Origin of the sequence: Streptococcus sp. 1343 (genome assembly GCF_013277355.1) — a bacterium.
In the GTDB taxonomy this organism is placed as follows: domain Bacteria; phylum Bacillota; class Bacilli; order Lactobacillales; family Streptococcaceae; genus Streptococcus; species Streptococcus pseudopneumoniae.
This window is the reverse complement of sequence record NZ_VMMT01000018.1, coordinates 1-25,096: the sequence shown is the minus strand read 5'-3', so window position 1 is coordinate 25,096 and position 25,096 is coordinate 1. Positions and strand designations below refer to the sequence as shown.

The 25,096-nt window shown below is 38.5% G+C and carries 25 protein-coding genes and 2 pseudogenes; 18 read left to right on the top strand and 9 right to left on the bottom strand.

What is annotated here, in order from left to right:
* Positions 1-19 precede the first annotated feature (19 nt).
* From zwf to HT709_RS02490, 3 genes are all read right to left on the bottom strand, one after another.
* Positions 20-1,507 carry a glucose-6-phosphate dehydrogenase gene (zwf, locus tag HT709_RS02500; protein WP_050261511.1) on the bottom strand — a complete coding sequence of 496 codons (1,488 nt, stop codon included), beginning with the start codon at positions 1,505-1,507 and terminating at the stop codon, positions 20-22.
* Positions 1,508-1,657: 150 nt separating this feature from the next.
* Positions 1,658-2,398: an amino acid ABC transporter ATP-binding protein gene (locus HT709_RS02495; RefSeq protein ID WP_050251490.1), complete on the bottom strand. Its 741-nt coding sequence runs from the start codon at positions 2,396-2,398 to the stop codon at positions 1,658-1,660.
* Positions 2,398-4,563 (bottom strand): ABC transporter substrate-binding protein/permease, encoded by a 2,166-nt coding sequence (locus HT709_RS02490; protein ID WP_172925491.1) that lies wholly within the window; start codon positions 4,561-4,563, stop codon positions 2,398-2,400. The genes HT709_RS02495 and HT709_RS02490 overlap by 1 nt, the downstream gene beginning before the upstream one ends.
* A gap of 172 nt (positions 4,564-4,735) precedes the next feature.
* Between HT709_RS02490 and HT709_RS02485 the strand changes: the two genes are divergently transcribed.
* The 4 genes from HT709_RS02485 to HT709_RS02470 all read left to right on the top strand — a co-directional run bounded on the left by HT709_RS02485 (position 4,736) and on the right by HT709_RS02470 (position 8,795).
* Entirely contained in the window at positions 4,736-5,689 is a 954-nt protein-coding gene (locus HT709_RS02485; RefSeq protein WP_100104548.1) for a CPBP family intramembrane glutamic endopeptidase, read from the top strand.
* A gap of 76 nt (positions 5,690-5,765) precedes the next feature.
* On the top strand, positions 5,766-7,754 hold the full coding sequence (gene uvrB / locus HT709_RS02480) for an excinuclease ABC subunit UvrB (protein ID WP_172925490.1): 1,989 nt from the start codon (positions 5,766-5,768) through the stop codon (positions 7,752-7,754).
* Positions 7,755-7,768: 14 nt separating this feature from the next.
* Entirely contained in the window at positions 7,769-8,257 is a 489-nt protein-coding gene (locus tag HT709_RS02475) for a GNAT family N-acetyltransferase (RefSeq protein ID WP_172925489.1), read from the top strand.
* Between the two features lie 70 nt (positions 8,258-8,327).
* A complete protein-coding gene (locus HT709_RS02470; RefSeq protein WP_172925488.1) occupies positions 8,328-8,795 on the top strand; it encodes an 8-oxo-dGTP diphosphatase in 468 nt (155 codons plus the stop codon).
* On the opposite strand, the pseudogene HT709_RS02465 reads toward HT709_RS02470, so the two are convergent.
* Positions 8,792-8,860, bottom strand: a pseudogene (locus HT709_RS02465) (DNA-binding transcriptional regulator); the annotation flags it as partial. The gene HT709_RS02470 and the pseudogene HT709_RS02465 overlap by 4 nt on opposite strands.
* Positions 8,861-9,004: 144 nt before the next feature.
* Between HT709_RS02465 and HT709_RS02460 the strand changes: the two are divergent.
* The 7 genes and pseudogenes from HT709_RS02460 to HT709_RS02430 form a co-directional block, all read left to right on the top strand.
* Positions 9,005-9,979, top strand: a complete 975-nt coding sequence (locus tag HT709_RS02460) for a LacI family DNA-binding transcriptional regulator (protein ID WP_172925487.1) — start codon at positions 9,005-9,007, stop codon at positions 9,977-9,979.
* Complete coding sequence (gene rbsK / locus HT709_RS02455; protein WP_070527734.1) at positions 9,979-10,890, top strand: ribokinase; 912 nt, start codon at positions 9,979-9,981, stop codon at positions 10,888-10,890. Before HT709_RS02460 ends, rbsK begins: the two co-directional genes overlap by 1 nt.
* The gene (gene rbsD / locus HT709_RS02450; RefSeq protein ID WP_172925486.1) at positions 10,865-11,263 is read left to right on the top strand and encodes a D-ribose pyranase; all 399 of its coding nucleotides are present in this window, start codon (positions 10,865-10,867) and stop codon (positions 11,261-11,263) included. The genes rbsK and rbsD overlap by 26 nt, the downstream gene beginning before the upstream one ends.
* A 13-nt stretch (positions 11,264-11,276) precedes the next feature.
* Positions 11,277-12,755, top strand: coding sequence for a sugar ABC transporter ATP-binding protein (locus HT709_RS02445; RefSeq protein ID WP_172924911.1), 1,479 nt, complete (start codon positions 11,277-11,279; stop codon positions 12,753-12,755).
* A gap of 1 nt (position 12,756) precedes the next feature.
* A complete protein-coding gene (gene rbsC, locus HT709_RS02440) occupies positions 12,757-13,701 on the top strand; it encodes a ribose ABC transporter permease (protein ID WP_172925485.1) in 945 nt (314 codons plus the stop codon).
* Between the two features lie 103 nt (positions 13,702-13,804).
* On the top strand, positions 13,805-14,770 hold the full coding sequence (locus tag HT709_RS02435) for a substrate-binding domain-containing protein (RefSeq protein ID WP_000691495.1): 966 nt from the start codon (positions 13,805-13,807) through the stop codon (positions 14,768-14,770).
* Positions 14,771-14,850: 80 nt separating this feature from the next.
* Positions 14,851-14,988 (top strand): annotated as a pseudogene (locus HT709_RS02430) (NUDIX hydrolase); the annotation flags it as partial.
* Here the strand turns inward: HT709_RS02430 and HT709_RS02425 are convergent.
* The 5 genes from HT709_RS02425 to coaB all read right to left on the bottom strand — a co-directional run bounded on the left by HT709_RS02425 (position 14,985) and on the right by coaB (position 18,015).
* Positions 14,985-15,500, bottom strand: coding sequence for a transcription repressor NadR (locus HT709_RS02425; protein WP_172925483.1), 516 nt, complete (start codon positions 15,498-15,500; stop codon positions 14,985-14,987). The pseudogene HT709_RS02430 and the gene HT709_RS02425 overlap by 4 nt on opposite strands.
* Before the next feature lie 11 nt (positions 15,501-15,511).
* Positions 15,512-16,039 carry an ECF transporter S component gene (locus HT709_RS02420; protein WP_172925482.1) on the bottom strand — a complete coding sequence of 176 codons (528 nt, stop codon included), beginning with the start codon at positions 16,037-16,039 and terminating at the stop codon, positions 15,512-15,514.
* A 176-nt stretch (positions 16,040-16,215) separates the two neighbouring features.
* The gene (locus tag HT709_RS02415) at positions 16,216-16,779 is read right to left on the bottom strand and encodes an ECF transporter S component (RefSeq protein WP_000747412.1); all 564 of its coding nucleotides are present in this window, start codon (positions 16,777-16,779) and stop codon (positions 16,216-16,218) included.
* Positions 16,763-17,314, bottom strand: coding sequence for a phosphopantothenoylcysteine decarboxylase (gene coaC / locus HT709_RS02410; protein ID WP_004254190.1), 552 nt, complete (start codon positions 17,312-17,314; stop codon positions 16,763-16,765). Before coaC ends, HT709_RS02415 begins: the two co-directional genes overlap by 17 nt.
* Before the next feature lie 11 nt (positions 17,315-17,325).
* Positions 17,326-18,015, bottom strand: coding sequence for a phosphopantothenate--cysteine ligase (gene coaB, locus HT709_RS02405; RefSeq protein WP_050251486.1), 690 nt, complete (start codon positions 18,013-18,015; stop codon positions 17,326-17,328).
* Between the two features lie 229 nt (positions 18,016-18,244).
* On the opposite strand from coaB, the gene HT709_RS02400 reads away from it, so the two are divergent.
* The 7 genes from HT709_RS02400 (at position 18,245) to HT709_RS02370 (ending at position 25,053) form a co-directional block, all read left to right on the top strand.
* Positions 18,245-19,915 carry a formate--tetrahydrofolate ligase gene (locus tag HT709_RS02400; protein WP_172925481.1) on the top strand — a complete coding sequence of 557 codons (1,671 nt, stop codon included), beginning with the start codon at positions 18,245-18,247 and terminating at the stop codon, positions 19,913-19,915.
* Between the two features lie 460 nt (positions 19,916-20,375).
* Positions 20,376-21,551, top strand: coding sequence for an A/G-specific adenine glycosylase (gene mutY, locus HT709_RS02395; RefSeq protein WP_172925480.1), 1,176 nt, complete (start codon positions 20,376-20,378; stop codon positions 21,549-21,551).
* A gap of 55 nt (positions 21,552-21,606) precedes the next feature.
* Positions 21,607-22,311 carry a response regulator YycF gene (gene yycF / locus HT709_RS02390; protein ID WP_000722069.1) on the top strand — a complete coding sequence of 235 codons (705 nt, stop codon included), beginning with the start codon at positions 21,607-21,609 and terminating at the stop codon, positions 22,309-22,311.
* Positions 22,304-23,653 carry a cell wall metabolism sensor histidine kinase VicK gene (gene vicK / locus HT709_RS02385; RefSeq protein ID WP_172925479.1) on the top strand — a complete coding sequence of 450 codons (1,350 nt, stop codon included), beginning with the start codon at positions 22,304-22,306 and terminating at the stop codon, positions 23,651-23,653. The genes yycF and vicK overlap by 8 nt, the downstream gene beginning before the upstream one ends.
* A 1-nt stretch (position 23,654) precedes the next feature.
* Entirely contained in the window at positions 23,655-24,464 is an 810-nt protein-coding gene (locus tag HT709_RS02380) for an MBL fold metallo-hydrolase (protein ID WP_001289495.1), read from the top strand.
* Between the two features lie 90 nt (positions 24,465-24,554).
* Complete coding sequence (locus HT709_RS02375; RefSeq protein ID WP_007284772.1) at positions 24,555-24,797, top strand: DUF6290 family protein; 243 nt, start codon at positions 24,555-24,557, stop codon at positions 24,795-24,797.
* A gap of 1 nt (position 24,798) precedes the next feature.
* Positions 24,799-25,053 (top strand): type II toxin-antitoxin system RelE/ParE family toxin, encoded by a 255-nt coding sequence (locus HT709_RS02370; RefSeq protein ID WP_001809704.1) that lies wholly within the window; start codon positions 24,799-24,801, stop codon positions 25,051-25,053.
* The last annotated feature ends 43 nt before the right edge of the window (positions 25,054-25,096 follow it).

Below are 25,096 nucleotides of genomic sequence, written 5' to 3'. Positions count from 1 at the left end.
AAACTTGCAGGAAATTTTTTTATTCTAAACGACCATCTTGACGATAGGCGATATCTGGTTGCCAAGTCCATTTGGCACCGAATTTTTCAAGTAAGTCAAAGCTTGCTTGAGGTCCCATGCTTCCAGCTTTATAGTCATGAAGTGGGGCACCATTTTCAGCCCAGAGCTCTTCGATACGGTCAATCAATTTCCATGACGCACCAACTTCATCCCAGTGGCTAAAGTTAGTTGAGTTGTTATTTAGGACATCATAAATCAATTTCTCGTATGGTTCTGGAGAAGCACCAGTTGCGGTCGCATCTGTACGGTAATCCAGTGAGTTAGGAGCCAAGTTAAATTCTTCTCCTACTTGCTTCCCATTTAGACTGAGAGAGAAGCCTTCTGTGGGTTGGATATAGATGGTCAAAATGTTTGGAGCAAGTGGTTCTCCAAAGATAGAGTCCATTTGTTTAAAGACGATGTTGACATGAGTGCCTTTTTCAGTCAGACGTTTACCAGTACGGAAGAAGAAAGGAACACCACGGAATCGATCGCTGTCTACAAAGAAAGCACCAGATGCAAAGGTTTCAGTTGTTGATTCTGGATTCACATTTGGCTCGCTACGATAAGAGATGTATTTCATGCCATCAATCTTACCAGAACGGTATTGACCACGGATAAAGTGTTCTTTAAGCTCTTCATCCGTTGGATGATAGAGGTTTTTAAAGACCTTAATCTTCTCAGCACGAATCTCGTCTTTTGTGAAGCTGGCTGGTTTGTCCATAGCAAGGAGCGAAAGAAGTTGTAGAGTGTGGTTCTGTACCATGTCGCGGAGGGCACCAGATTCATCATAATAGCCACCACGTTCTTCTACACCCAAGCGCTCCGCAAAGGTAATTTGAACATTATCGATAAAATCCTTGTTCCAAACGTTTTCAAAAATCAGGTTGGCAAAGCGAACTGCAAAGATACTTTGAATCATTTCCTTACCAAGATAATGGTCGATACGGAAAATTTGTTCTTCGTCAAATGTTGCTAGGAGCTCGTCATTCAACTTGCTTGCAGTTGCGTAATCTGTACCAAATGGTTTTTCAACGATTAAGCGTTCAAAACCTTTACCATCTACGATATTTTCAGACTTGAGGTGTTTGGCAATAGTTCCAAAGAACTGAGGTGCCATAGATAAGAAGAAGAGCTTGTTGTGTTCAGCTTGGTACTTGTCATTTAGTTCAGCCTGCAATTGACGCAAAGCAATGTAGTGTTCTGTATCGTTGACATCATGACTTTGATAGTAGAAGTGGCTAGCGAACTCTTGAGCCTGTTCGGTACTATCTGCCAAATCAAGGATAGATTCGACTACAACAGATTCAAAATATTCCTTGCTCCAAGGACGACGGGCAGTTCCAATGACGGCAAAATGTTTGGAAAGATTGCCGGATTTATATAGTCTAAATAGGGAAGGGTAGAGCTTGCGTTTAGCCAGGTCTCCACTCGCACCGAAAATTGTAACAATAACCTTAGATGACATCTAGCTACCTAATTTCTATTTTTATTCCTAGTCTTGCTAGGTATGAGGAAACCTCATTTCATAAACTTAATTCTAACATAATTTTCCGAAAAATCAAAAATTCCAATACGAGATAGAAAAAAACTGCAAGGAAGTCCTTACAGTTTGAGTTTAAACGTTTAAAACCTTATCTAAAAATTCTTTCAGACGTGGGTGTTGTGGGTTGTCAAAGATTTGATCAGGTGTCCCATCTTCAAGGAACTCGCCATCTGCAGTAAAGATAACGCGGTTGGCAACCTGACGGGCAAATCCCATCTCGTGGGTTACAATGATCATGGTCATGCCTTGCTCCGCTAATTCCTTCATAACGTTTAGTACGTCTCCGACCATCTCAGGGTCAAGGGCAGAAGTTGGTTCATCAAAGAGCATGATGTCTGGATTCATTGCTAGTCCACGAGCGATGGCCACACGTTGTTTTTGACCACCTGATAGGCTATCTGGACAGGCCTTAGCCTTATCTGCTAGTCCAACCTTGTCAAGTAACTCCATTCCCAATTTTTCAGCTTCTTCCTTGGTCATCAACTTGTGCTCAATAGGAGCAAAGGTGATGTTGTCCAATACAGACATGTGTGGGAAGAGATTGAAGTGTTGGAACACCATTCCGATATTTTCACGGACGTGGTCAACGTTGGTTGTTTTTTCAGTTAAGTCATAACCGTTCACAGTGATGTGACCGCTAGTAACTTCTTCCAAAAGATTTAGGCTACGAAGGAAAGTTGACTTACCAGAACCCGAAGGACCGATGATACAAACAACATCTCCTTCATAGAACTTGGTCGTAATTCCTTTTAAAACTTCATTTTTTCCGTAGCTTTTGTGTAAATCATTTACATCAATTTTTAATTTTGCCATTAACGAATCCTCTTTTCTAAGCGTTTCGCTAGTCTAGTCAAAAGTGTGATAATTACAAGATAGAAGATAGCAAGGATTGCATACATCTTGAAACTTTGGTAGTTACGGGCAATGATAATCTTACCAGTTTGGAAGAGTTCAACCAAACCGATAGCAGATACGATGGTTGTATCTTTAAGAGCGATAACGAATTGGTTAACAAAGTTTGGCAACATCAATTTAGTTGCTTGTGGCAAGATAATCTTACGCATGGTTTTTCCATAGGAGATACCCAAGCTTCGGCTGGCTTCCATTTGGCCAACTGGAACGGCCTGAATACCACCACGAACAATCTCAGCGATATAAGCAGCTGCATTTAGCGATAGGGCAATGGTACCAGCTACAAAGTCGTTAATTGGGCTTTGTTGGCCTGTGATGGACTCGATGAAGTTTGGAATCCCCCAGAAGATGAAGGCTGCAAGAATCATCAATGGAATACCACGAATAACGTCAACGAAAATCTCAGAGATGACGCGAAGAGATTTGTATGGGCTAACGCTAAACATACCGAAGATAATTCCGATGACAATGGCAATAGCAAATGAGATAAGAGCTAGAGCAAGAGTGATACCAAGACCGCTAAGGAGTTGTTTGTAGTTGTTTTGAAGCAAGCCCCAGAGCGTTGTTTCGTCAACAGTACTTGTTGAAGCAGTTGAAGACTCACTAGCTAGGTATTTGTCAAGAATCTTTTGGAATTCACCGTTTGCTTTAAGGTTTGCAAGTCCGTTATTGAACATTTCAATCAATTCTGGATTTGCTCCTTTTTTTACAGCAAAGGCTGTTTCACCGATTGGAGTTCCAGCGATTGGTGTTTTCAATTTTTGTCCTTGGCTGATAGAATATTTGAGAACAGGTTCATCATCCATAACGGCATCAATGGCACCAGTGTTTAAACTGTCATACATTGAAGAACCATCAGCGAAGGTTTTGATTTTGTAGCCGTATTTGCTTTGATTTTCAGTTAGGAAGGTTTGAGAAGCAGTTCCGTTTTTAACACCAACTGTCTTTCCTTTTAGATCTTCATAAGAAGCAATATTGCTTGATTCTTTGACACCAAGAATGGTATTGGCAGTGTAGTATGATTCTGAGAAGTCAAAAGTTGCCTTACGAGCATCTGTGACAGACATACCAGCAATGATACCATCAGCTTGTCCAGCTTGGACAGCACTGATAGCAGCATCAAAACCAGGGTTGGTGATTTCAATTTCAAAACCTTGGTCTTTAGCGATTGCTTTAATCAATTCCATATCAATACCAGTGTATTGGTTGCTTGAATTTTGGAAAACAAAAGGTGCAAAAGAAGAATCGCTGGCAATGATGTATTTAGCCTTAACAGGAATGGCTTTGAAGCCTGCAAGAGTAGTTGTAGTTGGCACTGCTGAAGATGATGAAGCAGTCCATTTCTTGATGATTTTATCAAGACTACCATCTTTTTTCATTTCAGCTAAGGCTTGGTTAAATTCAGTAACCAGGTGCTCGTATTTACTTCCTTTTTTAACACCGAAAGCAAAACTCCCTACAGCTTCACCATCCATTTCAATATGGAGGTCTTGACCTTGGTTGATGGCATATTCGATAACAGGCTTGTCATCCATCATGGCATCAATGGCACCAGCACTCAAGCTGTTGTTCATCAAATCACCAGTATCAAATGTTTTAATAGTAAAACCGTATTTATCCTTGATACTTTCAAGGAAACGTTGAGCGGCTGTTCCGTTTTTAACACCAACAGTTTTTCCTTTTAATTGGTCATATTTACTAATCTTGTGTGCCTTTGTAGTTGCAATGACAACTTTTGTATCATAGTAAGTATCAGACATGGTGAAGACTTTTTCACGTTCTTTAGTCTTTGTCATTCCTGCCATGATAGCGTCAGCTTGACCAGCTTGAACCGCATTGACCGCTGCGTCAAATCCAGGATAGGACATCTGAATGTTCCACCCTTTAATCTCAGCGACTTTGTTGATAATGTCAACATCAATTCCTTTATAAGTTTGATCTGAATCTTTAAACTCAAAAGGTGCATAGGCGGTATCAGAAACAATCTTAATCGTCTCTGCTTTGGCAATACCTAATGAGAAAATTGGGAATAAAATTAGCAAAAATGCTAGAAATTTTTTCTTCATTTTTAGTCTCCTTTTCCGAATATTTTCCCATTATATCAGAAAAAGTAAAAAAAGGCAAATTTTTATATTTCTGTGTCAGAAAATATAACATCCGTAATTCTTGTTTTGTCTTGAATCACACAACAGAAGTGCTATAATAAAGGTATATCATATAGTAAAAGAGGATAAAGTTATGAAAGACAAAAGAATCTTAAAAGACTTTGAAACTTCTAAAATGAGTTTAAACATTTACACAAGCCCCTTGTTAGCTCTATTTTTCGTCTATATATCTGAGTTCATATCTTCTCTATTTTTTGGCCTTAGTTTTTTAGCATTGATCGGGCTATTTAGCAATCTTGGTATGGGTGGTCAAAGAATTGCAGATTTCCTTCAAATGTTATTTCAGAATTTATCTGATAAAACAAGTGACATCCATTTAATATTTGAATTACTGTCCTTTGGTTTTATCATCTTAACTGTGTTTAGATGGACTAGAAAAGTAGAGAAAAGACCGATTCGAACCTTGGGATTCTATAAAGAAAATTTTTTAAGTGCCTTATTTAAAGGATACGGTCTTGGTCTATCCCTCTTTATACTTGCTTTGGCTGGACTAGTAGTGTTGGGGCAGTATCAATTTGACTCCATTCACTTGGATACTTATTCGCTAGCTTTTACTTTATTTACAATACCTTTTTGGATTTTACAAGGAACGGCAGAAGAATTGGTTACTCGTGCTTGGCTGATTCCACAATTGGCTAAGAGAACCAATATTAAAGTCGCTATTATCATATCTAGTAGTCTCTTTACCTTACTTCATTTAGGAAATCCAGGCATAACTTTCTTATCTGCAATTGATCTCTTTTTATTCGGAGTTGCCATGTCCCTATATCTTCTTAAAACAGATACTATATGGGGTATAGGTGGTATTCATGGAGCTTGGAATTTCGCACAGGGAAACCTCTTTGGAGTATTAGTTAGTGGTCAGTCTTCAGGAACATCAATCATGAAATTTACTCCACAAGGCAATCAAGACTGGCTATCTGGTGGGTCTTTTGGTATTGAGGGTTCCATCGTGTCCAGTATTATTTTGTTTCTGCTGATTCTTTATCTCGCTTATCAATTAAAGAAAGAAAATGAAAGGATGTGACTTCGGTCCGTCCTTTTCTTCGTGAAAATGCTACAAGTATGCTAAAATAGGAATAGCACATGGAGAGAGGATTCTTATGATTAACCGCATTACAGATAATCAATTTAAACTAGTATCAAAATATCAACCTTCAGGAGACCAACCTCAAGCTATTGAGCAGTTGGTTGATAATATCGAGGGGGGAGAAAAAGCTCAGATTCTGATGGGGGCGACTGGTACAGGGAAGACCTATACCATGAGTCAAGTCATTTCCAAAGTCAATAAACCAACTCTGGTTATTGCCCACAATAAAACTCTAGCAGGACAGCTCTATGGGGAGTTTAAGGAATTTTTCCCTGAAAATGCTGTTGAGTACTTCGTATCCTACTATGATTATTACCAGCCAGAGGCCTATGTCCCTTCTAGTGATACCTACATTGAGAAGGATAGTTCTGTCAATGACGAGATTGACAAGCTCCGTCACTCAGCGACTTCAGCCCTTTTGGAGCGTAATGATGTTATTGTCGTGGCCTCAGTCTCTTGTATCTATGGTTTGGGTTCGCCCAAGGAATACGCTGATAGTGTCGTGAGTCTCCGTCCTGGTCTAGAGATTTCTCGTGATAAACTCTTGAATGACTTGGTTGATATCCAGTTTGAACGTAATGATATTGATTTCCAACGGGGAAGATTTCGTGTGCGTGGGGATGTAGTGGAGATTTTCCCAGCATCTCGTGATGAACACGCCTTTCGAGTAGAATTTTTTGGAGACGAAATTGACCGTATTCGTGAAGTTGAGGCTCTGACAGGTCAGGTCTTAGGAGAAGTGGATCATTTGGCTATTTTCCCAGCTACTCACTTTGTGACCAATGATGACCACATGGAAGTTGCCATTGCCAAGATTCAGGCCGAGTTGGAGGAGCAGTTAGCTATCTTTGAAAAGGAAGGTAAACTGCTAGAAGCCCAGCGTTTGAAACAGCGGACAGAGTATGATATTGAAATGTTGCGTGAGATGGGCTATACTAACGGGGTTGAAAATTATTCTCGTCACATGGATGGTCGTAGCGAAGGTGAGCCTCCTTATACGCTTCTCGACTTCTTCCCAGATGATTTCTTAATCATGATTGATGAGAGCCACATGACCATGGGGCAAATCAAGGGCATGTACAATGGAGACCGTTCGCGTAAAGAAATGCTGGTTAATTATGGTTTCCGTTTGCCGTCTGCTCTGGACAATCGTCCTCTCCGTCGTGAAGAATTTGAAAGCCATGTGCACCAGATTGTTTACGTTTCAGCGACACCTGGTGACTATGAAAATGAACAGACCGAGACAGTGATTGAGCAAATCATTCGTCCGACAGGGCTTTTGGATCCTGAGGTGGAAGTCCGTCCGACAATGGGACAGATTGATGACCTCTTAGGTGAAATCAATGCCCGTGTTGAAAAGAATGAACGAACCTTTATAACCACCTTGACCAAGAAAATGGCAGAGGATTTAACTGACTACTTTAAAGAAATGGGCATTAAGGTCAAGTACATGCACTCGGATATCAAGACTTTAGAGCGGACAGAGATTATCCGTGACCTGCGTTTGGGTGTCTTTGATGTCTTGGTCGGAATCAACCTGCTCCGTGAAGGAATTGACGTTCCCGAGGTAAGCTTGGTTGCTATTCTCGATGCTGACAAGGAAGGTTTCCTTCGTAACGAACGTGGACTCATCCAGACCATTGGTCGTGCTGCCCGTAACAGTGAAGGTCATGTCATCATGTATGCGGACACGGTTACCCAGTCTATGCAACGTGCTATCGATGAAACTGCCCGCCGTCGGAAAATCCAGATGGCTTATAATGAAGAACATGGTATCGTGCCACAAACCATTAAGAAAGAAATCCGTGACCTGATTGCTGTGACCAAGGCAGTTGCCAAGGAAGAGGACAAGGAAGTCGATATCAATAGCCTCAATAAACAAGAACGCAAAGAACTGGTCAAGAAACTCGAAAAACAAATGCAAGAAGCAGTTGAAGTGCTTGACTTTGAACTAGCAGCTCAGATTCGAGATATGATGCTGGAAGTTAGGGCGTTGGATTAAGGAAAAGAAAATAAATGACGATTATTATCAAATCAATGGAAACTCCTGAAGAGATAGAAGGTAAATCCTTTGTTCACTGGCAAACGTGGAGAGAGGCTTATGATGACCTTTTGCCTGCAGAATTTCAGGAGACAATGACATTAGAAAGGTGTCGATTCTTTAGTCAAAAGTATCCAGAAAATACATTGATTGCGATAGATGGCGTGAAGGTAGTTGGTTTTATAAGTTATGGCAACTTTCGTGATGAGACTATTCAAGCTGGTGAAATTATTGCTTTATATGTTTTAAAAGACTATTATGGAAAAGGAATCGCACAAAAGTTAGTGAAAGCAGCTTTGGTTGCTCTTGATCATTTTTCTGAAATTTTCTTATGGGTATTGAAAGATAACAAGCGCGCCATTGCTTTCTATCAAAAAATGGGTTTTACTTTTGATGGACAAGAAAAGATACTTGAACTTGGAAAGCCTATAGAGGAAAAACGAATGGTATTCAATTCTAAATAATTTTAAAAAGTAAAAGATAATATCTCTGGTAGTAAGTCTGAAAATTTAATAAATTAGAAAGCGAGAAAATATGTCCCGTTCCCAATTAACGATTTTAACAAACATTTGTCTGATTGAAGACCTCGAAACCCAGCGCGTGGTGATGCAGTATCGCGCTCCTGAAACCAATCGTTGGTATGGTTATGCCTTTCCAGGAGGCCATGTAGAAAATGGCGAGTCTTTCGCAGAGTCTGTCATTCGTGAAATCTATGAAGAAACAGGGTTGACTATCCAAAATCCTCAACTTGTCGGCATTAAAAATTGGCCACTGGATACAGGTGGGCGCTATATTGTCATTTGTTATAAGGCAACTGAGTTCTCTGGTACCCTTCGCTCTTCAGAAGAGGGAGAAGTTTCTTGGATTCAAAAAGACCAGATTCCACACTTGGATCTGGCCTATGATATGTTACCCTTGATGGAAATGATGGAAGCTCCTGACAAGTCAGAGTTTTTCTACCTCCACCGTACAGAAGATGGCTGGGAGAAGAAAATCTTCTAGTCTTTTACTAAACAACCGAGCTGATCCAAGGCCTCCTCTATATAGTGGAGGTCTTGTTGTGTTTCCTGTATAATAGTAATAATGGATTTGGAAAAAATATATGTACTCTGAAATAAATTTAAAATATTTTTAGAAAAGTATTGACAAATCAAAAGAAAACGTTTACTATAGAATAAGGGAACGGTTCCACAATGTAAGAAGGAGGAGTGATGACTACAATAAAACAGGTTGCTGAAGAAGCTGGAGTATCAAAATCAACGGTTTCAAGATATATATCAAAAAAAGGTTATGTTGGAGATGATGCGAGAGAGAAAATAAAAAATGCGATTAAAAAATTAAATTACACACCAAATGTATTAGCACAATCTTTGAAAACCAAAAAAAACCAAATGGTAGGACTCTTATTGCCAGATATTTCAAATCCCTTTTTCCCAAGATTGGTTCGAGGAGCTGAATCATATTTGAAAGATAAAGGTTATAGAATTATGGTTGGTACGATTTCAGACCAAGAATCTTTGAATGAATATGTTAACTTACTGTTGAAAACAAATGCTGCTGGAATTATTACTACACATGACTTCACAAAAGAATATCCAGATTTATCATTACCTGTTGTTGTGGTTGACCGGATTAGTAAAGATACAGGTTACGGTGTTTTTTCTGATAATCAGTCAGGTGGTCGTTTGGCTGCTGAAGCAATCTGTAATGCAGGTGCTAAACAAGTTCTGATTATTAAAGTTTTAGATGATAAAGCCGAGAATATAGCGGAACGGTTTGAAGCAAGTTTAAACTATTTGAGGAATAAATCTTTAGAAATTTGTATTGAAGAAAGTGAAACGTTTGACTTTGAAAAAATTCAAAAAGAAGCTAAAGAGAATCTAAAAAGAAATCCAAATATCGATAGTATTATAGCACCTTCTGATATTCATGCGATAGCTTATATTCATGAAATTTTAGCAATTGGTAAAAAAATTCCAGATGATATTCAAATCATTGGTTATGACGATATTGTACTTAGTCAATTTATTTACCCTTCTTTATCAACTATTCACCAATCATCATATAAAATGGGAGAACAGGCTGCAAAACTAATCTATAATATGGCAAATAAGTTCTCTATAGATGAAGCTAAAATTAAACTACCTGTTAGATACGTAGAAAGAAATACATTAAGGAGAAAGTAATGAGTAAAATTGTTGTTGTTGGAAGTATTTCAATGGACTTAGTTATGAGAACAAAAAGGATTCCAGAAGGAGGTGAAACGATTTTTGGGGATTCATTTAATATAGTTCCAGGTGGAAAAGGTGCAAATCAAGCGGTAGCTATTGGTAGATTATCCAGTGTAGAAGATAATATTTACATATTTGGAAACGTCGGAGAAGATATTTTTTCAGCAGATTTACTAAGTAATCTGCAAAATAATAATATTTCTACAGAACATGTGGGAACGGTACCACAATCTACAGGAGTTGCACAAATTACTTTATATGGAGGTGATAATAGGATTATTTATTATCCCGGAGCGAATAATTTAGTTAAAACAAATGATTGGAAAAATGAGTGGGAATTGATTAGTGATGCAAGTATTGTTGTATTACAGAATGAAATACCACATGAAGCCAACTTATCTATAGCTAAATTTTGTCAAGAAAATAAAGTTAAGGTGCTTTACAATCCTGCACCAGCTAGAGAAACGGATATAGAGATGATTCCTTTTTGTGATTTTATTACTCCTAATGAGCATGAATGTTCAGAGCTTTTTCCAGATAAGAAATTAGAAGAAATTATTAAAATTTATCCTAATAAAATGATTGTGACATTAGGAGTTGAAGGTTCTATTTATTATGATGGGGCAGCAGTTCAGAAGATTCCTGCTATAAAAGCAGAAGTAGTTGATACTACAGGAGCAGGAGATACGTTTAATGGTGCTTTTGCTTATGCTATCTCAAAAGGAAAAGAGATGAATATTGCATTGTCCTTTGCAACGATTGCTTCACATCTTTCTGTTCAAAGGTTTGGAGCGCAAGGAGGCATGCCGAGTTTGAAAGAAATAAAGGAGCATTCAGGATATGAAGAAATATGGGATTTTAAATAGTAATATAGCAAAACTAGCTGATGATTTAGGTCATATGGATTTGGTTTGTATCGGAGATTTAGGATTGCCAGTTCCAAAAGGTGTTGATAAAATTGATTTAGCATTAAGAAAAGGCAATCCAAGTTTTTTAGAAGTTTTAAAAGAATATTCAGATCATGTACTTATTGAAAAAATTTTCTTAGCAGAAGAAATTAAGGAAAAAAACAAAGAACAGTGGCAAGCAGTTCTAGATCTTTTAGGATCGAATATAATTATTGAATATATTAGTCATGAAGAATTGAAAGCTATGAATACTAAAGTTAAGGCAGTTATTCGCACTGGGGAAGATACACCATATTCGAATATAATCTTGCAATCAGGAGTTATTATTTAGAAGGGGGTTGCCTATGAAAATTGAAATGAAGAACATTTCAAAATCTTTTGGGAATAATCGTGTTTTAGAAAGTATTGATTTGGTTCTTAATTCAGGAGAAGTTCATGCTTTAATGGGAGAGAATGGTGCAGGCAAATCAACCTTAATGAATATTTTAACTGGACTTTTTCCAGCTACTTCAGGAACTATTTTTATTGATGGAAAAGAAAAAACATTTTCTAATCCTCAAGAGGCAGAACGGTTTGGACTGAGTTTTATTCATCAAGAAATGAATACTTGGCCAGATATGACTGTACTTGATAATCTTTTTTTAGGAAGAGAAATTAAAAATTCGATTGGGTTTCTAGATAAAGTTAGTATGGAAAGGAAAGCTAAAGAAGCGTTTAAACGTCTTAATATCTCTATTCCTCTTGATGCAATCATTGGTCAATTATCAGTCGGACAACAACAAATGATAGAAATAGCAAAATGTTTATTATCAGAAGTTTCCTTGTTAATTATGGATGAACCCACAGCAGCTTTAACTGATCGTGAAACTGAAACACTTTTTAAAGTGATAGAAGGATTAAAATCTGATGGTGTAGGTATTGTGTATATTTCACATCGGATGGAAGAAATCTTTAAGATTACAGATCTTATAACTGTTATGAGGGATGGGTTTGTAATTGATACTAAGAAAACGAAGTTAACTAATGCGGATGAATTAGTTCAGAAGATGGTAGGTCGTGAATTAGAAGATTATTATCCAGAAAAAAAGGCTGAGATTGGGAATATTGTTTTTCAAGCTAAGAATCTTTCTGGTGATGCTTTTACGGATATTTCTTTCTATGTACGTCAAGGGGAAATTCTTGGTTTTTCTGGTTTGATGGGTGCTGGTCGTACTGAAATAATGCGAGCAATTTTTGGAATTGATTCTTTAAAATCTGGTCAAATTATAATAAACGAAGAACAACTGATAATTAAAAATCCTTTTGAAGCAATTAAGCATGGAATTGGTTTCTTAACAGAAGATCGTAAAGATGAGGGATTGATTTTAGATTTTTCTATTAAAGATAATATGACTTTACCTAGTACTCGAGATTTTGTTAAAAATGGTATTTTTGATAATAAAACAAGTGATATATTTGTACAACGTTTAATTGATAGGCTACGAATTAAATCAGGTTATCCAGATAAGGAAGTTGGAACACTTTCTGGTGGTAATCAACAGAAAGTAGTTTTAGCAAAATGGATAGGTATTGCACCAAAAGTACTGATTTTAGATGAGCCAACTCGTGGGGTAGATGTTGGTGCTAAGCGTGAAATTTACCAATTAATGAATGAATTGGCTGAACGAGGTGTGCCAATTATTATGGTATCTTCAGATTTACCAGAAGTGATCGGAGTCAGTGATCGCATTATGGTCATGCATGAAGGAAGAATTAGTGGAGAATTAACACGTCAAGAAGCTACACAAGAAAAAGTTATGCAACTAGCTACAGGAGGACAATAGTGTGAAAAATACTATGAAGTATATGTCAGAATTGACAACAGTAATAGCATTGATAATTTTAATGGCTGTCATCACTATTATCAATTCAAATTTTTTAACAGCAAATAATCTGTTAAATTTACTATTGCAAGTAACATCAAATGCACTGATCGCTTTTGGAATGACCTTTGTTATTCTAACAGGTGGAATTGATTTATCAGTTGGATCAATTTTAGCCTTATCCAGTGCGCTAACCGCTGGCCTATTAGGATCTGGAATGCCTGTTACGTTAGCAATTCTCATCTCTTTAATTTTGGGTTGCATTCTGGGGATGATGAATGGTTTATTGATTTCCTACGGGAAATTAGCTCCATTTATCGTTACTTTAGCAACTATGACTATTTTTAGAGGCGCAACACTTGTTTATACAAATGGGAATCCTATCACAAAAGGATTAAGTGATACATTCTTATTTCAATTTTTGGGGCAAGGTTATATAGTCGGAATTCCATTTCCTGTAATTATTATGTTTATTGTATTTATTGTTTTATATGTTTTACTTCATAAAACAGCATTTGGTAAATCTGTGTATGCTATAGGGGGGAATGAAAAAGCAGCATATATATCAGGTGTGAAACTAAATAAAGTGAAAATTATCATTTATTCAATTTCAGGTATGATGGCTTCAATTTCTGGATTGATTATAACATCACGCTTAAATTCTGCTCAACCAACAGCAGGTGCTAGTTATGAAATGGATGCTATTGCAGCTGTTGTTCTTGGGGGAACCTCATTATCAGGAGGTAAAGGTCGTATACTAGGGACTCTAATAGGTGCTTTAATTATTGGAGTTTTGAATAATGGACTTAATATTATTGGTGTTTCAGCATTTTGGCAGCAAGTAGTAAAAGGAGTTGTAATTTTAATTGCTGTTCTGATTGATCGTTTTAAAGTTGTAAAACAGTAGAATCATTTTCAATTTTTTTGGAAATAGTAATAATTTATTAGATGACGAACAATAATCGGGATTGAAACTATCCCTATAGATATATATTACGAGGAGTAATAACATGAAAATTATTAAAAAAATTAGCATTTTTGCTTTGTTTGTAACATTTATTTTTGCTTTAGTAGCTTGTGGAAAAACTGGTTTAGGAAATTCATCAAATGATAATAAATCTACGACTCAGAAGTCGGCAAAAGAATTAAAATTAGGAGTTTCTATTTCGACTACTAATAATCCCTATTTTGTGGCTATGAAAGATGGTCTTGAAAAAGCCGCAGGAGAAAAAGAAGTAACTTTGAAGATAGCAGATGCACAAGATGATGCTGCTAGACAAGCAGATGATATTCAAAATTTTATTAGTCAAAATGTAGATGCTTTACTAATTAATCCAGTTGATTCTGATGCAATTGTTACATCTATTAAAGCTGCTAATAATGCAAATATTCCAGTAATTTTAATTGACCGCGGTAGTAATGGTGGTGAAGTCTTGACAACTGTTGCTTCTGATAACGTAGAAGCAGGTAAAATGGCTGCCGAATTTATTACCAAGCAATTGGGAGAAAAAGCAAAAACTTTTGAATTGTCAGGAGTCCCTGGTGCTTCTGCAACAGTAGATAGAGGTAAAGGATTTGAACAAATTTCAAAGACAAATTTAGATGTTCTTTCTAGTCAATCCGCTAATTTTGATCGTGCAAAAGCTTTGAATACAGCGCAAAATATGATTCAAGGAAACAAAGAAGTACAAGCAATCTTTGCACAGAATGATGAGATGGCGTTAGGAGCTGCACAAGCAGTAAAAGCAGCTGGTCTTAGCAATGTATTAATTGTTGGTATTGATGGTCAACCAGATGCACATGACGCTATTGCAAAAGGTGATATTACTGCCACTATTGCTCAGCAACCAGCTAAGATGGGTGAAATCGCTATTCAATCAGCAATCGATCATTATCAAGGGAAAAAACTGGAAAAAGAAACAGTTTCTCCAATTTATCTTGTGACTAAGGATAATGTTGATCAACACAACTGGTGATATATTTTTAGTAAGTAGGTAGTTGTTAATTTTCATTCAATGTAGTTTTTAAATATTATTGTTAGTATTTGAGCTTTGGGGTGCAAAAAGACCAGCTTCCAAACTTGAATCTGGCCTATGATATGTTGCCTTTGATGGAAATGATGGAAGCTCCTGACAAATCTGAATTTTTTTACCATCGCCGTACAGAAGACGATTGGGAAAAGAAAATTTTCTAGTCTTTTACTAAATAACCGAGCTGATCCAAGGCCTCCTCGATATAGCGGAGGTCTTGTTGTGTTTCGGCTTCGACTAGGTGGTAATGGATACCATCTGTCAATTCAGATAGGGGTCTAAAGTCAGAATGCTCGACTTGTTCTAGAAAATGTTGCACATCTCTACGACAAGACAGTTTAAGCAAGGTTTCAATTTCTCCATAGACGGGATGGTCAATCAAGGTGTTTTGAACACGTCCACCATTATCAACGATAGCAAGGAGTTCCTGACCGATTTCTTCAACTTCATGTTTGACTTTGAAAAGTTTATGGACATAAGGATTGGTATCAATTTGCTTATAGATGTAGCCACGATTAGTGGATAGGATAGGAGCGCCATCGGCTCTTAAAATTGCAATGTCTTGTACAATGACTTGGCGTGTTACATGAAAATGCTCCGCCAATCTTTGGCCATTGAGGGCTTTAGGAGCTTCTTTCAAGAGTTGGAGCAGGGCTTGTTTGCGATCTTTTGTCATAGTTCTTCCTTTTAACGGCGTTTTCGAAGCACTTTATAGACAGCTAGTGCTAATGTATAGTCTACCATACTATGGATAATTGTACCAAATCCAACTAGTACAAATAGAACATAAAACATATTTTCTACATTGGTACCGGAAGTTGTGTAAAAAAGGACACAGGCCAATACTTCAGCAAGGGCATGAACAACAGCCAAAACAAAGTTGAAAATCCAGGAAGCTTTTGGTTTATCTAGGGTTTCGGGGAATTTTTGTAGGTAAAGAGCCCCCAAAGTCCCAAAAAAGATATGGGAAAAAGCTCGAAATACGATAACCATAGGATAGCCAGCCATCAAAAATCCAAAACTAGAGGCAAGGATGACAAAAACTGCCATCAAGGGCGACAAGAACATGGCAATAAAAATAGCGATATGGCTCCCCAAAGTGTAAGAAGCAGGCGGAATGACTATCTTAAAAGGCATAACAATTGGAATCAAAATTGCAATAGCCGTTAAGAGGGCAGTCATTGTCATAAATTGTGTCTTTTTCCGTGTGTTCATAAGAATCTCCTTTTTGACTGTATATACATTAGTATAGTACAATAAACCAGACAATAAAGCAAGGATTTACTTGAGTTTATAGGTCGTTTTTTAGTTAAAAGTTAGTAAAGATTTCACTAAAAAGAAACTGTATAGAGCAAAATCTCCACCTTCAAGTTTGAAAGCGGAGATTATTTTTATTTCTTCAAGGTTTGTAGTCTTGGAACAATGGCTAGGGTTAGAACTGCGGAAATAACTAATTCAGCAATGGAGTTTGTTGAGATAACAGTTGCTAGGAGTTTTTGGATATTACCATCAAAAACATTTCCAAAAAGGTAGAAAATTCCACCAAGTACAAAGACTGTGTTGGTAAGTGAACCAAGGGCACCAGCTAGAATCAGACCAGTTTTATTTTTCATCAGTTTATAAACTAGATACGGAGTCAAACCAATCAAAATACGTGGGACGATAGCAATGATAGCTGAGTAGATGTTTCCGTTTGGTACAAATGGGGAGAAGAGGTAGCTTGTCGGTAGAATCGTAATTGTATTAACCGTCAAACTAAGTAGCCCCATCAAAAATCCAAGTGTAACACCAACGCGTGGACCGTAGATAATGCTGGCAATAATGACAGGAATATGAACGATGGTCGGTTTGATTGGAAATGGAAAAAGGTTAAAGATAAGAGAGCTCAGAAAGTGTATCACGAGCATGGTTGCAAAAAAGATAGCAATGGGTGCAATATTAGAGCGTTTTTTCATCGAGAGTTTCCTTTATTCTTTCTAAAATAATTGTGAGGTCGGCTAAGGCTCCTCGTCCGTGGTCTCCACAAGCTAGTAGGGATTCCTTCGGAGCAATCAGCTGATAGCCGTAGCTTTCTAATGTTTTTAGATTAGCCTGAGTTGCTGGATGGTCATACATTTTTGTATTCATAGCAGGAGCTATTAGTTTGGGAATATGACTTGGCAAGGCTAAAGCTGTACTGGTTACCATGTTGTCCGCAAAGCCGTGGGCTAGTTTTGCAATCGTGTTAGCTGTTGCAGGGGCCACGATAAATAAATCTGCTTTTTTTCCAAGTTCGATATGATTGACTTGATCAGGATAGGGTTCCTTCATGACATCTAGGTGGACAGGATTCTGTGATAAGACCTGTAGTGTCAAAGGTTGGATAAACTCTGTAGCAGCTTGAGTCATTAAAACAGTAACTTGATGACCTTGTTTTTTAAGCGAACTAACTAAATCTGCCGACTTGTAAGAGGCGATTGACCCCGTTACAGCCAAGAGAATATGTGCCATAGCTTTCCTTTCTATGAATGATAGGCTTGAATTTTTTCAAGGAGGAGTTCTGCAATTTCTTCCTTAGTCTGAACTGTTTGAAGCTGATTTTTCTCAACAAAGATAGCATGGTGCTGGTTTTCTGAGATTTGAGTCAGATCATTTGCAATGATTAAGTCAGCTTGGTTCTTGACAAGACTTTTTCTAGCAATGTCAACTAGATGATATTCGTTAACATCAACCAGCAGTTTGAAACCAATCAGATGAATAGTAGGATTCCATTCCTTGACTAGGGATATGATTTTGGGTGTCTTTTTAAGGAACAAAACCTGAACCTCATCAGTTGAAGAAATCTTGGCCTGATGATTCTGCTTGTTTAAAAATTCTTCTAGATTGGAGCTAGCCTGAACTTCCTCAAGCCCTGTCATATAAACAGGAGTGTAGTCAGATACGGCCATTGAGTGAATCAAGACCTGATAATCCTGAATACGTTCTTGCATTTCAAGGAGAAGGTCGTTTGTATTGTTAATTTCTTGAATGCTTAGGTTGGGATGGGCTTTTGGCTTCAAAGCTCGTTTTGTCGTCATTAAACAAACTTCATGTCCTGAAGCAAGCAAGGTTTCTGTGATGATTTTGCCCAAGCGACCTGTAGAATGGTTAGTGATAGAGCGGACGCTATCGATAGCTTCGCTGGTACCGCCCGATGTAACTAAAATTTTCATAGCACTATTGTACACAAAAATAAACGGTAAGTAAAATGAAAGTGATAAATTTTTGGTAGAAACGAATATTTACTATAGTTTCAAACTATAAAGCCATATAAAATTTAAGAAAGGGCTCTAAAAATCTTAAAAAAATGGATATTTACGAACGTTTAGAGAGTTTGAGGATGTTAAAAATCTTGTTTTGTGATATAATGAATTATCATATAAGAGGTTAGAGGAGTTTTGAATGAAAACAGATATTGAAATCGCACAGAGTATTGAGTTGAAGCCAATCGTTGATGTTGTAGAGAAACTTGGTATTTCTTACGAAGATTTAGAGTTGTATGGAAAGTACAAGGCTAAGCTCAGCTTTGATAAAATTCGTGCAGTTGAGAGCAATCCAGTTGGGAAATTGATTTTGGTTACTGCCATCAACCCAACACCTGCAGGTGAAGGAAAATCAACTATTACCATTGGTCTTGCGGATGCCTTGAACAAGATTGGCAAGAAAACCATGATTGCTATTCGCGAACCGTCTCTTGGTCCAGTCATGGGGATCAAGGGGGGTGCTGCTGGCGGTGGTTATGCTCAAGTTCTACCAATGGAAGACATCAACCTTCACTTTACTGGAGACATGCATGCCATTACGACTGCCAACAATGCTCTTTCTGCCTTGATTGACAACCACTTACATCAAGGGAATGAGTTGGGAATTGACCAACGTCGTATCCTCTGGAAACGCGTTGTGGACTTGAATGATCGCGCCCTTCGTCATGTAACTGTTGGACTTGGTGGCCCTCTAAACGGTATTCCACGTGAGGATGGCTTTGATATTACCGTTGCTTCCGAAATCATGGCTATTCTTTGCTTGGCGACTGATATTGAAGATTTGAAACGTCGTTTGGCTAATATCGTTATTGGTTATCGTTACGACCGTACACCAGTTTCTGTAGGTGATTTGCAGGTTGAAGGTGCCTTGGCTTTGATTTTGAAGGATGCTATTAAACCGAACCTGGTTCAGACAATTTACGGTACACCTGCCTTTGTACATGGTGGTCCATTTGCTAATATTGCTCATGGATGTAATTCAGTCTTGGCAACAAACACAGCCCTTCACTTGGCTGATTACACAGTTACTGAAGCTGGTTTTGGTGCAGACCTTGGTGCCGAGAAATTCCTTGATATTAAGACACCAAACTTGCCAACATCTCCAGATGCAGTTGTCATTGTCGCAACCCTTCGTGCCCTTAAGATGAATGGTGGTGTGCCTAAAGATGCTTTGACAGAAGAAAATGTGGAGGCAGTTCGTGCCGGTTTTGCTAACTTGAAACGCCATGTTGAGAACATCCGTAAGTTCGGTATTCCAGCAGTTGTAGCAATCAATGAATTTGTCTCTGATACTGAAGCAGAAATCGCAGCCTTGAAAGAACTTTGTGCCTCAATCGATGTACCAGTTGAATTGGCTAGTGTCTGGGCTGATGGCGCGGAAGGTGGAGTAGCTCTTGCTGAAGCGGTTGTCAAGACTATCGCTGAAAATCCAGCTAACTATAAACGTTTGTATGACAATGACCTTTCTGTCCAAGAAAAGATTGAAAAGATTGTTACTGAAATCTACCGTGGTAGCAAAGTGAACTTTGAAAAGAAAGCTCAAACGCAAATCGCTCAAATTGTTCAAAATGGTTGGGACAAATTACCAATCTGTATGGCTAAAACTCAATATAGTTTTTCAGATAATCCAAATGCACTTGGAGCACCTGAAAACTTTGAAATTACCATTCGTGAATTGGTACCAAAATTAGGTGCAGGCTTCATCGTTGCCTTAACTGGTGATGTCATGACTATGCCAGGCCTTCCAAAACGACCAGCAGCCCTCAACATGGATGTTGAAAGCGATGGAACCGTTCTAGGCTTGTTCTAGTATATCGCAATTGACTTTGAGAGATTGGGTAAAAACTCAATTTCAGGAGAAAATGAAGTAAATTTCCCCATAATAGAGCGCATAATATCAAGGTTTTTCAACACCGAATATTATGTGTTTTTTGAGTTTAAAGACTTTTGCCCCACCTATTTCTTATTTGTTGCAAGCAGTTCATCAATAAGAACTATACTCTTCGAAAATCTCTTCAAACCACGTCAGATTCACCTTTCCGTATAGATGTTACTGACTACGTCAGTTCTATCTGCAACCTCAAAACGGTGTTTTGAGCTGACTACGTCAGTTCTATCCACAACCTCAAAACAGTGTTTTGAGCAACCTGCGGCTAAGCTTCCTAGTTTGCTCTTTGATTTTCATTGAGTATCAGTCCTCTTTCCCTTGGGAAGAGGCTTTTTAATACTAGGAAAAGGACAGTTAGAGTCTTCTGTGTTATACTAGAGATATGTTAGATTTGAAAGAATACGGTATCGTCATGTGGCCGGAGGAGAAGATTGTTTCTTTTCGTCAGAAACTCCTCACTTGGTATGATGAAAACAAAAGAGATTTACCTTGGAGGAGAAGTAAGAATCCTTATCATATCTGGGTGTCTGAAATTATGCTCCAGCAGACCAGAGTGGATACGGTTATCCCTTACTATGAACGATTCTTGGACTGGTTTCCAACAGTGGAAAGATTGGCGAATGCGCCTGAAGAGCGTTTGTTGAAGGCTTGGGAAGGTTTGGGTTATTATTCTAGAGTTCGTAATATGCAGGCTGCAGCCCAGCAGATTATGACTGACTTTGGTGGCCAATTTCCAAACACCTATGAAGGAATTTCCAGCTTGAAAGGAATTGGACCTTATACTGCAGGAGCCATTTCCAGTATCGCTTTTAATTTGCCTGAGCCAGCGGTCGATAGTAATGTTATGCGTGTTTTGGCCCGTCTGTTCGAAGTCAACCATGATATTGGGATTCCAAGTAATCGCAAAATTTTTCAGGCAATGATGGAAATCTTGATTGACCCAGAACGGCCAGGTGACTTTAATCAAGCCTTGATGGACTTGGGGTCTGATATTGAGGCTCCTGTAAATCCTAGACCAGAAGAGAGTCCGGTGAAGGACTTTAGTGCTGCATATCAGAATGGAACCATGGACCGTTATCCAATTAAGGCACCAAAGAAAAAGCCAGTTCCCATTTATCTTAAAGCCTTAGTTGTGAAAAATTCTCAGGGACAATTTTTACTTGAAAAAAATGAAAGTGAAAACTTGTTGGCAGGATTTTGGCATTTCCCACTGGTAGAAGTAGATGACTTTTCGGAAGAGGAGCAGTTTGACCTCTTTCATCAGGTTGCAGAAGAAAGTGTCAACTTTGGCCCCAGTCCAGAGGAGAGTTTCCAGCAGGACTATGATCTAGATGTTGATTGGTTTGATACTTATTTTGAGACTATCAAGCATGTCTTTAGCCATCGAAAGTGGCATGTACAGATTGTAGCAGGTCAGGTGAGTGACTTTCATGATTTTTCAGATAGAGAAGTTCGCTGGCTTTCACCAGAAGAGTTCAAGGATGTCCCACTTGCCAAACCCCAACAAAAAATCTGGCAGGCTTATGCAAAAGCCAACTTAGACAGTAGCAAAGACTAGCTATTGTGTCTTCTTGCTATTTTTTTGGTATAATAGTAGAGAAAAAGGTGAACATATGAAAAAAATATTAATTGTAGATGATGAAAAACCAATCTCAGATATTATCAAGTTTAATATGACCAAGGAAGGGTACGAGGTTGTAACTGCTTTTAATGGTCGTGAAGCGCTAGAGCAATTTGAAGCAGAGCAACCAGATATTATTATTTTGGATTTGATGCTTCCAGAAATTGATGGCTTAGAAGTTGCGAAGACTATTCGGAAGACTAGTAGTGTGCCTATTATCATGCTGTCAGCTAAGGATAGCGAATTTGATAAGGTTATCGGTTTAGAGCTTGGTGCAGATGACTATGTAACCAAACCCTTCTCCAATCGTGAGTTGCAGGCGCGTGTTAAAGCTCTTCTGCGTCGTTCTCAACCTATGCCAGTAGATGGGCAGGAAGCAGAAAGTAAACCTCAACCTATCCAAATTGGGGATTTAGAAATTGTTCCAGACGCCTACGTGGCTAAAAAATATGGAGAAGAACTAGACTTAACCCACCGTGAGTTTGAGCTTTTGTATCATTTGGCATCGCATGCAGGTCAAGTCATTACGCGCGAACACTTGCTTGAGACTGTCTGGGGTTATGACTATTTTGGTGATGTCCGTACGGTTGATGTGACTGTCCGACGTCTGCGTGAGAAGATTGAAGATACGCCCAGCCGACCAGAGTATATCTTGACGCGCCGTGGTGTAGGGTATTACATGAGAAATAATGCTTGATTTACTGAAACAAACCATTTTTACCAGAGATTTTATCTTTATTCTGATTTTGTTAGGTTTCATCCTTGTTGTGACCCTCTTATTACTGGAGAATAGACGTGATAATATTCGATTGAAGCAAGTCAATCAAAAGGTTAAAGATTTGATTGCAGGAGATTATTCCAAGGTTCTTGATATGCAAGGTGGGTCTGAAATCACCAATATTACCAATAATTTGAATGACTTGTCGGAGGTTATTCGTCTCACTCAGGAAAATCTAGAACAAGAAAGTAAGCGGCTAAATAGTATTCTGTTTTATATGACAGATGGGGTCCTTGCGACCAATCGTCGGGGGCAGATTATCATGATTAACGATACAGCCAAGAAGCAACTGGGGTTGGTTCAGGAAGATGTTCTGAATAGAAGCATTTTGGAAGTACTCAAGATAGAAGAAGACTATGAATTGCGTGATTTGATTACCCAAAGTCCAGAATTGTTGCTAGATTCCCAAGATATCAATGGCGAATATTTGAACCTTCGAGTTCGCTTTGCCTTGATACGTCGAGAGTCTGGCTTTATTTCAGGTTTGGTGGCTGTTTTGCATGATACGACGGAGCAGGAGAAGGAAGAACGCGAACGGAGACTCTTTGTTTCCAATGTTAGCCATGAGTTACGGACTCCTTTAACCAGCGTGAAATCCTATCTTGAAGCCTTGGATGAGGGGGCTTTGTGTGAAACTGTAGCACCAGACTTTATCAAGGTGTCTCTGGACGAAACCAACCGTATGATGCGCATGGTGACGGACCTCCTTCATCTTTCACGGATTGATAATGCCACCAGTCACTTGGATGTGGAACTGATTAACTTTACTGCTTTTATTACCTTTATCCTCAATCGTTTTGACAAGATGAAAGGACAGGAAAAGGAGAAAAAATATGAGTTGGTGAGAGATTATCCCATCAATTCTATCTGGATGGAAATTGATACAGATAAGATGACACAGGTTGTCGACAATATTTTAAATAATGCTATTAAGTATTCGCCAGATGGGGGTGAAATCACTGTCAGAATGAAGACAACTGAAGACCAGATGATTTTATCCATTTCTGACCAGGGTTTAGGGATTCCTAAGCAGGATTTACCACGTATCTTTGACCGTTTCTATCGTGTGGATCGTGCTAGAAGTCGTGCACAAGGTGGTACAGGTCTAGGACTGTCTATCGCTAAAGAAATTATAAAACAACATAAGGGCTTTATTTGGGCCAAGAGTGAATATGGCAAGGGTTCAACCTTTACCATTGTGCTCCCTTATGATAAGGATGCAGTGAAAGAAGAAGTATGGGAGGACGAAGTAGAAGACTAGAATGAGTGAAATAGGCTTTAAATACAGTATTTTAGCGTCGGGTTCCAGTGGAAATTCCTTTTATCTGGAAACCTCAAAAAAGAAGCTTTTAGTAGATGCAGGCTTATCTGGTAAGAAAATTACCAGCCTACTTGCTGAAATTAACCGCAAGCCAGAAGACCTGGATGCCATCTTGATTACCCATGAGCATTCAGACCATATCCATGGAGTAGGCGTTTTGGCTCGCAAGTATGGTATGGATCTTTATGCCAATGAAAAGACCTGGCAGGCTATGGAAAATAGCAAGTATCTCGGTAAGGTAGACTCGTCGCAAAAGCATATTTTTGAAATGGGTAAAACCAAAACCTTTGGAGATATCGACATCGAGAGTTTTGGTGTAAGCCATGATGCAGTCGCACCGCAGTTTTATCGCTTTATGAAGGATGACAAGAGTTTTGTCATGCTGACTGATACAGGTTATGTTAGCGATCGTATGGCGGGAATTGTCGAAAATGCGGACGGCTATCTTATTGAGTCCAATCATGATGTAGAGATTTTGCGAGCAGGTTCTTACGCTTGGCGACTCAAACAACGAATCCTATCTGACCTCGGTCACCTTTCTAACGAAGACGGTGCTGAAGCTATGATTCGTACCTTGGGAAACCGCACTAAGAAAATCTACCTTGGGCATTTATCTAAGGAGAACAATATCAAGGAACTGGCTCATATGACCATGGTCAATCAGCTGGCTCAAGCTGATCTGGGAGTCGGAGTGGACTTTAAGGTTTATGATACCTCACCAGATACCGCAACACCCTTGACGGACATATAGAAAGAACGCTGAGAAGGTGTTCTTTTTATATTGACTGAACACCTAAAAAGTAATACAATGGTGTTACCATTAAAAAAGGGAGTGCAAAAGATGACTACTATTACATTAAAAGTTTCTGAAGCTGATAAAACATTTATGAAAGCAATGGCTAAGTTTGAAGGAGTTTCTCTGTCGGAACTTATCCGCACCAAAACTCTTGAAGCTCTAGAAGACGAATACGACGCTCGTGTGGCAGATTTAGCCTATCAAGAGTATTTAGACGACTTGGAAAAAGGAGTTGAGCCTATTACTTGGGAAGAAATGATGCATGATTTAGGCTTGGAGGATGAATAATTTGTATAAATTAGTTCCGACAAGACGATTCATCAAGCAATTGAAAAAATTGGATCGTTATACGCAGAAGCTAATTACAAACTATTTACAAACCAATGTTTTGGAAGACCCAAGACGACACGGAAAGGCTTTGGTTGGTAATCGTGTTGGTCAATGGCGCTATAGAATTGGTAATTATCGAGTTATCGTACAAATTGTAGATGATGAATTAGTCGTTGCTACTCTAGAAGTTGGTCATAGGAGAGATATTTATTGAATTACTTTTTTCAAGTAAATTTTCATTATGGCTTCAAGCCAGT